The organism is Actinomyces succiniciruminis, from assembly GCF_900002405.1.
Taxonomy (GTDB): Bacteria; Actinomycetota; Actinomycetes; order Actinomycetales; family Actinomycetaceae; genus Actinomyces; species Actinomyces succiniciruminis.
In genome coordinates, this window is record NZ_LK995465.1 from 24,408 (window position 1) to 38,734 (window position 14,327).

At 68.6% G+C, this 14,327-nt stretch carries 13 protein-coding genes; 3 read left to right on the plus strand and 10 right to left on the minus strand.

Annotated features, from left to right (window positions below):
• Positions 1 to 8: 8 nt before the first annotated feature.
• Positions 9 to 686 carry a response regulator transcription factor gene (locus tag BN1056_RS01010; protein WP_210578371.1) on the minus strand — a complete coding sequence of 226 codons (678 nt, stop codon included), beginning with the start codon at positions 684 to 686 and terminating at the stop codon, positions 9 to 11.
• Between the two features lie 45 nt (positions 687 to 731).
• On the opposite strand from BN1056_RS01010, the gene BN1056_RS01015 reads away from it, so the two are divergent.
• Positions 732 to 1,955: a sensor histidine kinase gene (locus BN1056_RS01015; RefSeq protein ID WP_210578372.1), complete on the plus strand. Its 1,224-nt coding sequence runs from the start codon at positions 732 to 734 to the stop codon at positions 1,953 to 1,955.
• A gap of 331 nt (positions 1,956 to 2,286) precedes the next feature.
• On the opposite strand, the gene BN1056_RS01020 is transcribed toward BN1056_RS01015, so the two are convergent.
• The 5 genes from BN1056_RS01020 to BN1056_RS01040 all read right to left on the minus strand — a co-directional run bounded on the left by BN1056_RS01020 (position 2,287) and on the right by BN1056_RS01040 (position 7,407).
• On the minus strand, positions 2,287 to 3,459 hold the full coding sequence (locus BN1056_RS01020) for an Eco57I restriction-modification methylase domain-containing protein (RefSeq protein ID WP_210578373.1): 1,173 nt from the start codon (positions 3,457 to 3,459) through the stop codon (positions 2,287 to 2,289).
• Between the two features lie 199 nt (positions 3,460 to 3,658).
• Positions 3,659 to 4,306, minus strand: coding sequence for a DapH/DapD/GlmU-related protein (locus tag BN1056_RS14910; protein WP_280516422.1), 648 nt, complete (start codon positions 4,304 to 4,306; stop codon positions 3,659 to 3,661).
• A 4-nt stretch (positions 4,307 to 4,310) separates the two neighbouring features.
• Positions 4,311 to 5,330, minus strand: a complete 1,020-nt coding sequence (locus BN1056_RS01030; protein WP_210578414.1) for a zinc-binding dehydrogenase — start codon at positions 5,328 to 5,330, stop codon at positions 4,311 to 4,313.
• Between the two features lie 160 nt (positions 5,331 to 5,490).
• Positions 5,491 to 6,303 (minus strand): ABC transporter ATP-binding protein, encoded by an 813-nt coding sequence (locus tag BN1056_RS01035; RefSeq protein ID WP_210578374.1) that lies wholly within the window; start codon positions 6,301 to 6,303, stop codon positions 5,491 to 5,493.
• A gap of 39 nt (positions 6,304 to 6,342) precedes the next feature.
• Positions 6,343 to 7,407, minus strand: a complete 1,065-nt coding sequence (locus BN1056_RS01040) for an ABC transporter substrate-binding protein (protein ID WP_210578376.1) — start codon at positions 7,405 to 7,407, stop codon at positions 6,343 to 6,345.
• Positions 7,408 to 7,431: 24 nt separating this feature from the next.
• Here BN1056_RS01040 and BN1056_RS01045 point away from each other — a divergent pair, with 24 nt between their 5' ends.
• Complete coding sequence (locus tag BN1056_RS01045; RefSeq protein ID WP_210578378.1) at positions 7,432 to 8,448, plus strand: FecCD family ABC transporter permease; 1,017 nt, start codon at positions 7,432 to 7,434, stop codon at positions 8,446 to 8,448.
• 158 nt (positions 8,449 to 8,606) lie between these two features.
• Entirely contained in the window at positions 8,607 to 9,608 is a 1,002-nt protein-coding gene (locus BN1056_RS01050) for a FecCD family ABC transporter permease (RefSeq protein ID WP_244671434.1), read from the plus strand.
• Here BN1056_RS01050 and BN1056_RS01055 read toward each other — a convergent pair.
• The 4 genes from BN1056_RS01055 to narJ all read right to left on the minus strand — a co-directional run bounded on the left by BN1056_RS01055 (position 9,559) and on the right by narJ (position 14,320).
• Positions 9,559 to 11,580: an ABC transporter ATP-binding protein/permease gene (locus BN1056_RS01055; RefSeq protein WP_210578415.1), complete on the minus strand. Its 2,022-nt coding sequence runs from the start codon at positions 11,578 to 11,580 to the stop codon at positions 9,559 to 9,561. The two genes, BN1056_RS01050 and BN1056_RS01055, sit on opposite strands and share 50 nt — an antisense overlap.
• Before the next feature lie 113 nt (positions 11,581 to 11,693).
• Positions 11,694 to 12,533 carry a molybdate ABC transporter substrate-binding protein gene (modA, locus tag BN1056_RS01060; protein WP_210578381.1) on the minus strand — a complete coding sequence of 280 codons (840 nt, stop codon included), beginning with the start codon at positions 12,531 to 12,533 and terminating at the stop codon, positions 11,694 to 11,696.
• A 210-nt stretch (positions 12,534 to 12,743) separates the two neighbouring features.
• On the minus strand, positions 12,744 to 13,538 hold the full coding sequence (gene narI / locus BN1056_RS01065) for a respiratory nitrate reductase subunit gamma (protein ID WP_210578383.1): 795 nt from the start codon (positions 13,536 to 13,538) through the stop codon (positions 12,744 to 12,746).
• A complete protein-coding gene (gene narJ, locus BN1056_RS01070; RefSeq protein ID WP_244671431.1) occupies positions 13,535 to 14,320 on the minus strand; it encodes a nitrate reductase molybdenum cofactor assembly chaperone in 786 nt (261 codons plus the stop codon). The genes narI and narJ overlap by 4 nt, the downstream gene beginning before the upstream one ends.
• Positions 14,321 to 14,327 lie beyond the last annotated feature (7 nt).

The window sequence follows — 14,327 nt, forward strand, 5'->3', positions numbered from 1 at the left end:
TTGGCAGGCTACGACTGTTGAGCCTTGGTGGCTTCAATAACGAGCCGCAGGCGTGAGTTGACGCCGTACTTGTGCATCAGACTGGACACGTGGCGTTTGACGGTGCTCTCCGCGACAGTCAGCATATCCGCGATTTCCGCGTTGGACATGCCCTCACACAGCAGGTCCAGGACGTTCTGCTCGGCCGGGGTAACGCCGTCGGCAGCATGACCTTGCCGCACCGGCCGCAGGTGGTCGGCGACCAGCCTGGAGGCAGCATCCGGTGAGATCGGGGTGCCGCCTTTGTACGCTGCGAGGACGGCCCTGACGACTTCACTCGGATCATCGGTTTTGTACAGGAAGCCGTTGGCGTGCTGAGTGAGCGCCGTCAGCATGGCGGTGTCGTCATCAAAACCAGTGAGGACCACCACGGTGACGTCTGGAGACTCCTGCTTGATGCGTGACAGCAGCTCAAGGCCGTCCATGCCGGGCATGCGCACATCGGTGAGCACAACGTCCACGTGCCTGCCGCGCAGGAAGTTGAGCGCGTCCGTGGCGGACTCGAAGGCGCGCAGGACCTCAATCTGCGGCGCTTGCTCAAGGTAGGCGCTTAGCGCGTGTAAGGCGTAGACATCGTTGTCGACTACGACGACCCGGATAAGGGCATCGCCGGTTCCCTCGGTCGTGAGCGCATCAGGGGCGGGCATGACCTAAGCTTAGCTTCGAACCCGTTCCCGTCGGGAGCTGTTGCCGTGTCTGTGTTCTCTTCGCTACGTTCATCCCTTGCCTCGTCGCAATCGTTGCTCCTGCCCGTACCGGACGAGCCGGGTCTGTGGCGACCAACGCGCCGGACGCACCTGCTGCACCTGGGCGTGGCCGTGTTCCTGTTGATCTTCGCATACCTCTTCACGGGACTGCCTCACGAACCGGTGCCAGTTGGGCTGACGGTGCTCGCCTGCATTGCGCTCCCTGTGTTCTCTGCGATGCCGGTAGCCGGCATGTTGCTGGGCATCGTGGCGACGTGGGCTGCTTCATCTGTTGAACAGGACACCGGTATCGTTGCGACTCTGGCGGTATGGGGTGTAATTGGCATATTGATTGCCCGCGGTCACCCTAGGTGGATAGCTTATTGCTTCGCGTATCTGGTTGCTGTTCCAGTAGTTTGGGTCTCGGCGCGTCAGGGGCAATGGGTTGATGGTTTTATTTGGATAGTGCTTGTTGGGATTCCCTGTGTGGTGCTGGGTGAACTATTGCGCCGTCAGCGCGACCGCGCCAAAGAAAACGCTCGTGACAGGCGTCAGGCGCTGGTACGGCAGCGTCGGCTTATCGCCTCCGAGCTACATGATACGGTCGCGCGTGACCTCACCTACGCGGTAATGACTGCCGAGCAATTGAAGTTCACTCACCCAGAAGACGATGATCTCTTGCGTGGACTTGATGCTGTGATCGAACCCGTGCGCACGGCCGTGGGCCAACTACGGCGCAGCCTGCAGAATATAACCGCGGCGGACAATGATGACGCTGTGCTGCTTTCGTCTGTCACATCGCCGCGGCCTATTACATCAGTGCTCGCGGATGCACGGCGCGTGCTAGAGGCGCGTGGAGCTTCGTTGGAGGTTGAAGGAGTGGAACTGTTCGAGAGTGAGGGAGTCCTCACTCCGGGTACGCGGCAACAGGTGCTGCGGGTGGTCAACGAGCTTATTGATAACGCTACTAAATATACATCCGTCGATGGTCGAGTCCGAATAACGGTTGAGATCAATGGCCGTGCGCTCGAATGTATGGTAACGAACCCCATTGATGTGAACCCCTCGAAGGATGTCACGCTCTCGTCGGGGATCGGTCTGGAGGGTGCGCGCCGACGGGTAGAGACCCTGGGTGGAGAGCTTGTCACTAACCAGGGCGGAGGGCGCTGGACGGCGGCTTTTACCGTACCTGTGCGGGGTGCGTGGCAGAACGCGTTGAAGCTGGGGTAAGTCAATCACCTGCCCGGTGTATAACTCTACTCCTTCCGGTGGACGCGGATGCTATAGAACTACTACCAAAGTTGCGTGCGAATATGGACCTACGTGGTATGGCCGTTGTGAGGTGTTGTGGTGCATGATGGACTTAAGCGTCCAAACGCAAAGGAAGGTTGTTCATGTCTTCGTGCGCCCGCATTCCTGCTCTGTTCGTCAGTGCCGCTCTCGTGGTATGTTCGCTGTCAGTTAGTGGTGTAGATGGTTCCGGTCAGCGGTTTATCGGTGATGCTGAGACTGCTGTTTTCGTTGCGCCGGCCAATATCAATTTTTGTCCCGTTATTGCTGGTCAACGTATTGGTCGCTGCGCTAGGTGACCGCACGGATTGTTCTCGGTGTGCCTGTGTGAGCCTTGACCGAGCTGACGCAGCTGGCCCAGGTTGGGGAACCGCATCTGCCGCAGATCACCGGCGTTGACCTGGGTATGGCCGGAGAAGACTCGGAAGTAATCGTCAACCGGTTTCGAGTTCAGCCAGACCGCTAAGCCGACAGCAACCTCGGGGTCCAGCCCGTGCCCAGCGCAGTGGATGTAGTTCAACTTGTTGTCGAACGCTGGCTGCCTGCCGTCGTCGGACCACACGGCGGCGACCAGGCGCCGCTTCTCCTCCTTCGCGGAGAAGCGTTTGACCAGAACATATGTGCCTGCCGGGACCAGGAACTTCGTGCGCACCGGTTCGGTCGCACGGAACCACTGCGGTTTCCTCACGCTATCGCGGGGATGCACTACTCGCTGCCGGGTGATATTGGCCGGGTACACCATCGGTACGGCACCGTCGGACGGCTCGTATGCCAAGTATTCACGGGATCGGAAGTTCACCACGCGTCCGGTTGAAACCGTCATGCCGAGGTCGGCAAGCGTGTATCTGGCGCAGTTCATCCACTTGACCGCCTCGGCGTCCTGTGAGGATGCGGGAACGAACACGAAGTCATTCGTGACTACCTGAGCTGCCGATACATGTCGCGTCACGGGCGTGTCATGGTGATCCACGGATGAGGAGAGACGAATCGTGTCCGGCTGTGGACCGTTTATGGCAGACACAATGATCGTCTCCTGAAGTACTCCCAGGTCGCCGAATACCTCGGAACGTGACTGGAAGGTGTGGATGGCGTCGATCCCAAACGATGCCAGCAGAGTGCGACGGAAGTGGCTGAAGTAGGTGCCGTTCATCCACGAGCGCGGTGTGATGGAGACCTGCTGTCCGCCGGCGTCCAGCAGGAGTGCGCCAAGCGCCATGAAACCAGCGTAGATATTGGGAACGGCTATGCCTGCGCTGCGAAGATCGGAATCCAGCGTCGAGCGAGAGCGGATCTTGTGGTACGGCGGATTCTGAATCACCAGGTCGAAGTGCTCATCCGTGTGCAGCGCCCACTGCACGAAGTCGCTCTTGACCAACGACGTGCGTACGCCCGAATCGGCAGCACAGTAGGCTCCCCAGTGCCGCCTGGCGCCGGTTCGCGGCACGCTCCAGAAGATTCATGCCAGCCAGCGTACCGGTCCGCTGTGACGCGAACTTGCTGACTAGTTATCGTCGGTGCGGAGAACTGCGTCCAGGCGCTCGGCCAAGTCGGGCAGGTCAGGCCGCGGCATAGAGTGTCTCCGCGTCGGCAAGGACCTGTTCTCGGATGAGCGGGCGCAGGGAGCGGCGGAGATCTGGTCGCCGCTAGTCCTGCGCCGTTTTCACCTCGCGCAGCACCCGGGCGGGCACGCCGCCCACCACAACGCCCGCGGGCACATCCCGGGTGACCACCGCCCCGGCGGCCACGATCGCACCGGCCCCGATACTCACCCCCGGGCAGACGACGGCGCCCGCCCCGATCCACACGTCGTCGCCGATGCTGATGGGGGCGGGCAGCAGCGTGCCGCGCTCGGCCACGGGCTCGGCATGGTTGAGGGTCGCCAGCACCACGCGATGGCCGATCAGCACCCGGTTGCCGATGCTGATGCCGCCCTGGTCCTGGAAGCAGCAGCCGGCGTTGATGAAGACATTGTCTCCGATGTGAATGTTGCGGCCGAAGTCCGTGTGGAACGGGGGCACCAGGCCCAGCGTCCGGTTCACCGGCGTGCCGCTCAGGTGCGCGAAGAGTTCCTGAACCTCGGCGGGGGAGTGGTAGGCCCCGTTGAGCTCGGCCGTCACCCGCAGGGCCTCCTGCATCGTCCGGCCGGAAACACCCTTAAGCGGCGAGTCAGACGTGATCGGCAGTCCCGCGGCCGTGTGGGCCACAAGGTCCTGCGGGCCGAGGACGGCGCCGCCGCCGGGCTGCATGCCCGACGACGGCGCCGCCTCCAGCGATTGAGCCGCGGATGTCATCGGCTCAGACCTCGAGCAGGACCTTGATCTCGCGGCGCTCGTCCATGGCCTTGTAGCCCTCGGCGGCGTCGTCGAGCGGAATGCGGGTGGTGAAGACCTTGCCGGGGTGGATCTCGTCGGCCTGGATGCGCCTGATCAGGTCGGGCAGGAAGCGGCGCACCGGGGCGGGGCCGCCGTGCAGGTGCACCTCGGCGAAGAACAGGCCGGTGCCGTCGATCTGCTGATCGTGGCCCACGCCGACGAAGCCGACGTAACCGCCGGGCCGGCAGGAGGCGATGGCCTGGTCCATGGAAACCTGGTTGCCGACCGCCTCGACCACGCCGTGGGCGCCGTAGCCGCCGGTCAGCTCCTTGACCTTGGCCGCGCCCTCCTCACCGCGCTCGGCGATGACGACGTCGGCGCCGAACTCGCGCGCCAGGGCGGCCCGGTCCTCGTGGCGGGAGAAGGCGATGACCTTCTCGGCGCCGAGCGCCTTGGCGGCCAGCACCGCGGACAGGCCCACGGCGCCGTCGCCGACGACGGCGATGTTCTTGCCCGGTCCGGCCTCGGCGGCCACCGCACCGAACCAGCCGGTGCCCAGCACGTCGGAGGCGGCCAGGTAGTCGGCCAGGCGGTCGGGGTCGTCGGGCTCCCCGCCGGGCACGGCCACCAGTGAGCCGTCGGCCAGCTCCACGCGCATGTACTGCGCCTGGGAGCCGGTGTAGGAGCCGGCGTTGGCGCAGCGGGACGGGTAGCCGGCCTGGCAGATCTCACAGGTGCCGTCCGAGAGCATGAAGGAGCCGATCACGAAGTCGCCGACCTTGAGGGTCTTCACCTCGTCGCCGGCCTCCACGATGGTGCCGACGTACTCGTGCCCCATGGGGCGGTTCTCCACCGGCTCCAGGCCCCGGTAGGGCCACAGGTCGGAGCCGCAGATGCAGGCGGCGGCCAGCTTGATGACGACGTCGGTGGGCTTGACCACGCGGGGCACCTCCACGTCCTCGACGACGACGTCGCCGGGGGCGCGCATGATGACGGCGCGCATGGTCTCGGGCAGAGTTGTGGCGGTCACGAATACTCCTCGATTCGGGATGATGCGGGCGGACAACCCGCATCGGTTGTTCCTCGCCGACAAGGTTAAAACCGTCCCGGCGTCCGTCGCCAGGTATTGCCAGGGCCTGGCGACACGCCGCCGCGCCTGCCGACTATTGCCTCCTGCGCGGCAGCGGCAGAACCAGCGGGGTGTCCGTGAGCGGGTCCGGGGTCACGTGCACTTCCAGGCCGAACACCTCCTGCACCAGCTGCGGGGTGACCACCTCCCGCGGGGTGCCATTGGCCATAATGCGGCCCGAGCGCATGGCGATGATCCGATCCGCGTAGCGGCACGCCTGGTTCAAATCGTGCAGGACCGCCACGATCGTGGTGCCCAGCTCGGCGTTCAGCTCCCGGCACAGCTCCAGCACGTCCACCTGGTGGGCCAGATCCAGGTAGGTGGTGGGCTCATCCAGCAGCAGTACGTCGGTGCGCTGGGCCAGCGCCATGGCTATCCACACCCGCTGCCGCTGCCCGCCGGACAGGGAGGCGACCCGCCTGCGGGCCAGGTCGGCCACATGCGTGCGCTCCATCGCCGCCGTCACCGCCTCGTCGTCCTGCTCGGACCACTGGTGCAGCAGCGACTGGTAGGGATAGCGGCCGCGGGCCACCAGCTCGTGCACGGTGATGCCGGTGGGGGCGATCGAGGACTGGGCGAGCATGCCGACCCTGCGGGCGAAGGACTTCGGGCGGATGTCGGCGGCGTCCTTACCGTCGAGCAGCACCTGCCCGGCGGTGGGGGCGAGCACCCGGCTGAGCGCGCGCAGCAGCGTGGACTTCCCACAGGCATTCGGCCCCACAATCATGGTCACCGCGCCCGGCTCGACGCGCACGGTCAGTTCGTCGATGACCGGATGCTCGGGGTGGTAGGACAGGCACACGCCCCGGGCCTGGAGCACACTCCGGCCCGGGGCGGTCTCGGCCATGGTCTGCACAGCGTTCGCGCTACTGCTCGTGAGCGGCGCTCACTTCACCGTCTGGGTGACGGTGTCCAGGACGAAGCGGGCCGCCGTCGGGCCGGCATTGAGATAGAAGGGATCGTCCTCCACCTGCACGGCCTGGTCGGCCTGCACCGCCGACAGCGTCGGCCACAGCGACATGCCGGTCAGCTCGGAGGCGTCCCCGCCCTGTACGCCGAACAGGATCCAGTCGGCGTCGGCCTGGTCGAGCTGCTCCTCGGAGATGTCGATGGAGGTGTCGTCGGTGAAGGTCTGGGTGTCCGGGCGGGCCACGCCCATATCGGCCAGCACCGAGCCGGCGAAGGAGACGGTCCCGAAGATGCGGGTGCGGTCGCCGTTCTTGCGCAGCAGGGACACGGTCACGTCATCGGCGATGCCCTCACCGGCGGAGGCGGCATCGGCGTGGAAGGCCTCCAGCCACGCCTGGGCCGTCTCCGGCTTGCCCAGGGCGTCCGCCAGCAGCAGGAAGTCCTGCTTCCAGTACTGGCCGGTGCCCTGCGTGGCCACGGTCGGGGCGATCTCGCTCAGCGAGCCGTACAGGGACTCGGCGTCCTTGCCCGCGATATTCATCAGGATCAGGTCGGGAGAGAGATTTGCGATCGCCTCCACGCTCGGCTCTGTGCGCGAGCCCACGTCGGTGATCGCCGCCAGCGCGTCGGCGTCGTCGGGGAAGGCGGTAGGCAGGTAGTCGGGGACGGTGCCGGCCCCGTCGCCGGAGGTGGCGCCGACCGGGACGATGCCGAGCGTCAGGGCGGCGTCCAGCTGGCCGGTGGAGATGATCACGACTCGTTCGGGCGCGGCTTCGATGGTGGTGTCCCCCAGGAAGTGGGTGACGGTGCGGGGGAACACGTCGTCGCCCTGACCGGAGCCCATGCCTTCGGGGATCGCGGTGGGCACGGTGGCGTCCGCCGCGGTGGTACTGGCCGCCTCCCCGGCTGCGGTGGAGGCGTCTGCCGACGCCGAGCCGGTCGCGGTGGAGGTCGTGGAGCCGGAGCAGGCGGCGAGGACGGGGACGGTGACGGCGGCGCCGAGCACGCCCAGGGCGGTGCGGCGCGAGAACAGAGAACTCATACGGTGAGGCTATCCTAAAGAACTATGTTCCGTGCAAGTGGCCTCCGTCCCCTCGCCCTGGACGCGGGGGCGCTGTGCGGCGGCCTCGGCGTACTCGTCGCACTGTGTCTGCTCAGTCTCGCCGTCGGCTCCCGGCCACTCGGCCTCGCCGAGGCCTGGGAAGGGCTGCGCGCCCACGACAACACGGTCGCCTCCCTCATCGTGTGGCGGCTGCGCCTGCCCCGCACCGCCCTCGCCGTCGTCACGGGTGCCGCCCTGGCCGAGGCCGGGGTGGTGATGCAGGCCCTGACCCGCAACCCGCTGGCCGAGCCCGGCATCCTCGGCGTCAACGCCGGCGCCTCCCTGGCGGTGGTGTTGTCCGTCTGGCTCGGCGGCATCACCACCGTGTCCGGCTATCTCTGGTTCGCCTTCGCCGGTGCGGCACTGGCCGCCGCCCTGGTCCAGCTCATGGCCCGTCGCAGCGGGGAGACCGGCCCGGCTCGACTGGTGCTGGCCGGCATCGCCCTGGGTGCGAGCCTGAACGCCATCACCGGCACCATCACGATGTACGACACCAGCGCCTTCGACTCCTACCGCTTCTGGGTGGTGGGCGCCCTCGAGGGCCGCGACGCGGCGCTGCTGGCCTGGGTGGCCCCATTCCTCGCGGTCGGGCTTGCGCTCGCTCTCGCCTCCGGACACACCCTCAACGTCCTGACCCTGGGCGAGGAACAGGCCGCCGCGCTCGGCGCCCGGCTGGGACGGGCCCGGATGCTCGCCCTGGCCGCCATCACACTGCTGTGCGGGGCCTCGACGGCGGCGGTGGGTCCCATCTCCTTCATCGGGCTGGTGGTGCCCCACGTGTTGCGGCTGGTCCTGGGGGCCGATCAGCGGCGGCTGCTGGCGGCCTCCCTGGTGGCCGGGCCGATACTGCTGCTGGCCGCGGACATCGTCGGCCGACTGGTCATCCGCCCCGACGAACTTGAGGCGGGCGTGGTCACCGCCTTCATCGGCGGGCCGGTGCTGCTGGTCATGGTGCTGCGACGTGGGGAGACGGCCGGATGAGGGCGTGGGGCAACGGTGCGGGGGCGTCGCGCGGCCAGGCGGCGCGTTCCGCGGGCTTGCGCACCGTCGCGGGGCCCGATGCCGACACACGGGCCGCGCATGCCGTGGGCCCGCCCGCCGGGCGTCTCCTGCTGCGCCCGGGCCCGGGCCGCAGTTTGATGGTGCGCCGTCGCGCCCTGGCTGTGGCGACGGCGCTGGTGGCAGTAGCCGCCGCGGTCGGCGCCTACACGCTACTGACCGGTGCCTATGAGCTGTCCGCCGCAGATGCCCTGCGCGTACTTGCCGGCGGCGGCAGCGAGCTGGACCGGTTCATCGTGTTGGGGCAGCGGCTGCCCCGCATAGTCGCCGCCGCCCTGATCGGGGCCATGCTGGCGCTGTCGGGCGCCATCTTTCAGAGCCTGTCCCACAACCCACTGGGCAGCCCCGACATCGTCGGCTTCACCACCGGCGCCACCACGGGCGGCCTACTGGTCATTCTCGTGTCCGCTACCTCCTCCACTGCCACCATCGCCCTGGGCACCACCGTCGGCGGCTTCGCCACCGCCGCCGTAGTGGTGATGGTGGCCTTGCGGCGCGGCGGGGCCGGCGAGAACCTGGTGCTGGCGGGCGTCGCCCTGTCCCAGACCCTCTCCGCACTCAACGACTACCTGCTCTCGCGCGCCACCATCCAACAGGCCGAGGTGGCCCGTGCCTGGCAGTACGGGTCCCTGAACGCCATCACCTGGGCACAGGTGCGGCCGCTGATCGTGGGGGCCGCCCTTCTCATTCCACTTTCCGCCTGGATGGGTCGGCCCGCCGCGGTCCTGGAGCTGGGTGACGACGCCGCCACCTCCCTCGGGCTGGGCGTGGGACGGCTACGGGCCGCGATGGTCGGCTACGGGGTGGTGCTCGCAGCCGTGTGCGTGGCCGTGGCCGGCCCCATCGGATTCCTGGCACTGGCAGCACCCCAGTTGGCGCAGCGACTGGCCCGGACGGCGGGGCTGACGCTGTCCGTCTCCGCCGCCATGGGCGCCGCGCTGCTGGTGGTCGCCGACCTGCTGGCGCAGCGGCTGCTGGCACCCTTCCAGATCCCGGTCGGTTTGCTGTCGGCCGCCTGCGGCGGGCTGTACCTCATGTGGCTGTTGGGGCTGCGAGCACCAGGCGGACCTGGGCGGCCTTGATCACCGCCGTCACCGGACGGCCTGGGCGCAGCGCCAGTTCGACGACGGCGGCGGGGGTGAGCCGTGCCCGCAGGAGTTGCCCGTCGGCCAACTCCAGCACCACCGCCACCAGGCCCCCGTTTCCGTCGATCTCGTGCACCGTGGCACATAGGGCATTGCGGGGGCTGCCCGCCGGCATTCCGCCCGCCACGGAGCCGTCTGCGGACGAGGAGTCGCGGACGTAGAGGGCGACCGCCTCGGGTGGAAACAGTGCAGAGGCCGTTGTGCCGATGCGGAAATCCGCACGGTTGGCGGCTCCGTCCAAAGGCGCGGCCACCACTTCGGTGCCATCCCGCAGGCGCAGGCGCGGCTGCTCGGGGCTGCCGGCGAGCGTCCCGCGCAGCAGCGTGGTCCCGGTCAGACGGGCGGTGAAGGCACTTGCGGGGGCGGCCAGTACCCGGGCGGCGGGCCCGGACTCAACCACTCTTCCGCGGTCCAGGACGGTGACGTCGTCGGCCAGGGCGGCCGCCTCCGCCACGTCGTGGGTGACCAGCAGGACCGTCAACGCGGACTGGGCGGCGCGGTGGGCCACCAGAGAACGCAGTTCCTGGCGCGCGGTCACGTCAACGGCGGCGGTCGGCTCATCCAGGACCAGCACCGCGGGTCGAGTGGCCAGGGCGCGGGCCAGGGCCACGCGGGCCGCCTGTCCGCCGGACAGCTCGTCTCCGCGGCGTGTCGCCAAGTGCGTAGCGCCCACCGCCGCCAGCTCTGCCCGGGCCAGCTGCCGGGCGGCGGCGCGGGAGGCGCCCCGGCAGCGCGGGCCGAAGGCGACGTTGTCCAGCACCGACATGTGGGTGAACACGCCCGGGGCCTGGGAAAGCAGAGCGACGTCGCGTCCTCCGGCGGGCACGAACCCATCCGGCCCGTCCACCACCCGCTCGCCTAGGCGGACCTCCCCAGCGGTGGCGTCCAGCAGTCCGGCGACCACCTCGCAAACGGTCGACTTGCCCGAGCCGTTGGGGCCGATCAGGGCCAGGGTGCGGCCTGCCGGGATACTCAGGTCCACGGCGACGTTGCGGGCGGCGGAGGCGAAGCGCACATGCACGGCCACTCCACACGGGGAGGCCGCAGCGGAGGACTGCGCTTGAGGGACGGCGGGGGCAGCGGCGTCGTCGAGCGAGGCAGGGTCACCCTCGGGGGAGCCGCCGCCGCGGACGGCCGCCCCAAACCGGAACAGGCGACGAACAAGCACGTTCCAGCGCACGCTCGTGGCGCCGACCACCAGGAACGATGCGGCGATCAGTACCACCGCCAGCGCCAGGGCGGTGGGGGTGTCGTGTTCCCGCTCCAGGTAGACCGCTAGCGGCACGGTTCGGGTGACGCCCTCGCGGGAGCCTGCGAAGGCGATGGTGGCGCCGAACTCGCCGAGGCTGCGCCCCAGTGCCAGAGCCGTGCCGCGCGCGAGGGCCGGAGCGGCCAGTGGCAGCGTGATACGGGCAAGCACCGTCGTCGGTCCGGCTCCGAGCGTCCGCGCAATCGTCTCGGGGCGAGTGTCGCGTGACCGCAGGGCCGCCTCCAGGGTGACCACCAGGTAGGGCATGGAGACGAATACCTGGGCGATCACCACGGCGGCGGTGGTGAAGGACACCTGGAGGCCGAGCCGCTCCAGGAGGGGACCGAGCATGCCCCGCTTGCCCAGAGTGGCCAGCAGGGCCGTGCCGGCCACCACCGGCGGCATGGTCATGGGCAGTACCGCTAGTACTCGGGCCGCGCGCACGCCGGGCCACTCGTGGGCGAGCACGATTGCGAGCGGCACTCCCAGCACCACCGAGATGGCGGTTGCCAGTAGGCAGGTGCGTAGTGACAGGCCGAGTGCCAAGCGGGCGGACTGCGAACCGAGCAGAGCGGGCAGCTGCATCCAGGCAACACGGGTGCCCAGGCCGACGAAGGGCAGGATGGTGGCGCAGGCGCCGACGACGGCCAAGAGGACCACGGTCACCGGCAGGCGGGTGCGGGCTGCACGGGAACGCGCGGACGGTACTCCGGCCAATACGGTGGAGGCCGCCTCCCGCACAGTCCGGGGGCGGGAGGCGGATCTGGGGCGGGTCACTTGCCTGCCGGGGCGCCGAAGCCGTACTCGGCCAGAATCGCCTGCCCGGCGTCGGACAGGGCCAGGTCGATGAAGGCCTGGGCGGCATCGGGGTTCGTGGCTCCCCGCGTGAGCGCGATCGGATAGTGGTTGACGACGTCGTTGTCGGGCAGGGCGATGACCTCGACGGCGTTGCCCGCATCGGTGGCGTCGGTGGTGTAGACGATGCCGGCGTCGGCCTCGCCCGACTCCACCTTGCCGCGTACGTCGGTGACCTTCTGTTCCTCGGAAACCGGTGTCAGCGTAACGTCGAGTTGGGTGGCAAGTGTTTGGGTGGCCTCGCCGCAGGGCACCTCCGGGGCGCAGATGACCAGGTCGGCTCCGTCCAGGGTGCCGTCGTCGAGGCCAGTGACGCCGGCGGGGTTGCCGGCCGGGACGATGAGGGTGAGCACGTTGGTGGCGAACTCCGTCTGGTCCTCGACCAGTGACTGGGCGGCGGCGTCATTCATGGTGGAGTTGTTGGCGGTGGCGAGAACGTCGGCGGCCGCGCCCTCGGACAGGGCGGCTACCAGATCCTGCGAGCCCTGGAAGTCGAAGGTGACGGAGACGTCTGGGTTGGCCTTCTGGAAGTCCTCGGCGAGATCCTCGAAGGCGTCCTGGAGGGAGGCGGCCGCGAAGACGACGACCTGGCCAGAAACGCCCGCGCTGGTTGCGGTGGAGCCGGGCAGAGCCGTGTCGGAGGACGACGAATCGGCGGCGCCGCAGGCCGCAAGCGCCAGGGCAGCGACGAGCGCGGCGGCGCTCAGAGCGGTGCGGCGCGTGGGCAAGGCCGAGGTTCTGCGACGTGATGGGTGCATGGCGGGCGTTCCTTTCGAATCGTGGGCGTTTGCGAGGCCGGGGCGTGCGCGCGTGGGCGACGCCGGATCGGCCCCCCGGGAGTTTCCGCGGCCCGGCAGCGCAGGTGCGTTGTCGAGCTAGGGCTCCACGGGCCAGGCTACCGGCGCCCGATGCCTCTCCGTCCCCTCGCCGAGATCGGTGAGGGGACGGGGAGTGGTGTGGATGTTTGGCTAGGCGCCCTGGGAAGGGGTGAGGTCGTCCGTGCCCTGGTTGCCGGTGCCCTGGGTGTGCACCGGCCGCCAGCCGCGTCGCGGCGGTACGGTGGAAGTGACGCCCGGGCGGGAGCGGTAGACCACGTAGGGCCGAGTCACATACCCCACCGGTGCGGAGACCACGTGGACGAGTCGGGTGAAGGGCCAGATGGCGAACAGCAGCAGCCCCGCCACAATGTGCAGCTTGAACACCATGGGCACGTCCGCCATCAGCTCCGGGCTCGGGTGCAGGGCGAAGATCGAACGGAACCAGGGGCTTATCGTCTCCCGGTAGTCGTAGCCCCCGTCGGCGCCGCCCAGCAGCTGCGTTGACAACGTCGCCCACGCGCCCAGACACACGGGCACCACCAGCAACACGTACATGATCTTGTCATTGGTGGTGGTGGCCAGGCGCACCGATTTCACCACGATGCGCCGATAGAGCAGCGCCGCGAGCCCCACGAGCGTCATCACCCCGGCCAACGATCCGGGAATCACCGCCATGAGGTGGTACACGTGCTCGGGGATACCGGCCGCCTCGGTCCAGCTCTTGGGAATCACCAATCCCATGAAATGGCCGAGCGCAACCAGCAGAATCCCGAAGTGGAACAGGGGAGAGGCCCAGCGCAGGATCGCTGACTCCTGCCACTGCGAGGACCGGCTGGTCCACCCGAACTGGTCATTGCGGTAGCGCCATATCAGTCCCGCCACCAGCAGGATGAAGGACACATAGGGCAGGGCGGTCCACAAAACCGCCGACTCGAAGGTGTTCATGACTGCTCCTGGTTACTGGTGGGAGTGAATCCGGGGGGAGGCGCCGATGGGCCGGAGGATGACGGCGGTACGGTGCGGGCGGCGTGAACAGGCTCGTGGTGCAGCGGTAGGCCAACCGTTGCCGCGGGCGGCATGCTCGGGAATGGCAGCGTGTCGGTGACCCCCACCGTCTCAGTGGGCGGGCCGGCCGCTACCAGGGCCCGCACCCGCTCGGCGGTGGCGTCATCCACCGGCGGCAGGGTGGCGACGACGGCGTCGAGCAGGCGGGCGTACGGGGAGGCGGCGTCGGTCAGGGCCCGGCGCAGCACCTCCAGGCCGTCCCGGTGGGAGGACAGCAGCACATCGGCGACCTCATCACCGCTGCGGGCACTCAACTCCAGCACCACTGGCAGGTAGTCGGGCAGCTCGTCGCGGTCCAGCTCGTAGCCGACCGCGGCCAGGGCCTGCTTGAAGGTGACCAGAGCGGCACCCCGGTAGCGGGTGTCGCCGACGGCGTAGTAGCTCAGGTACAGGCAACAGCGGCGCCGCCGGTCGAAGACCTCCACATAGTGCTCGGCCAGGGCGCGCGTGCCCTGCGCCCGTGCCTGCGCCACGAACTCCGCCAGAGGCCGGGCAGCCGCCTTGGGCAGCGCGGGGCAGGTGGCCAGAGCCGCGGCGACGGCGTCGAGCCGCTCGCTGAAGAGGTCCTCGGCCGGGTAGTCGAGCAGCAGCGAGGCGCTCATATGGACGATCGCCCGCCCGGCGGCATCGATATCCGCCGGGGCGGTTGCCGGCGGACCCATGCCTGCG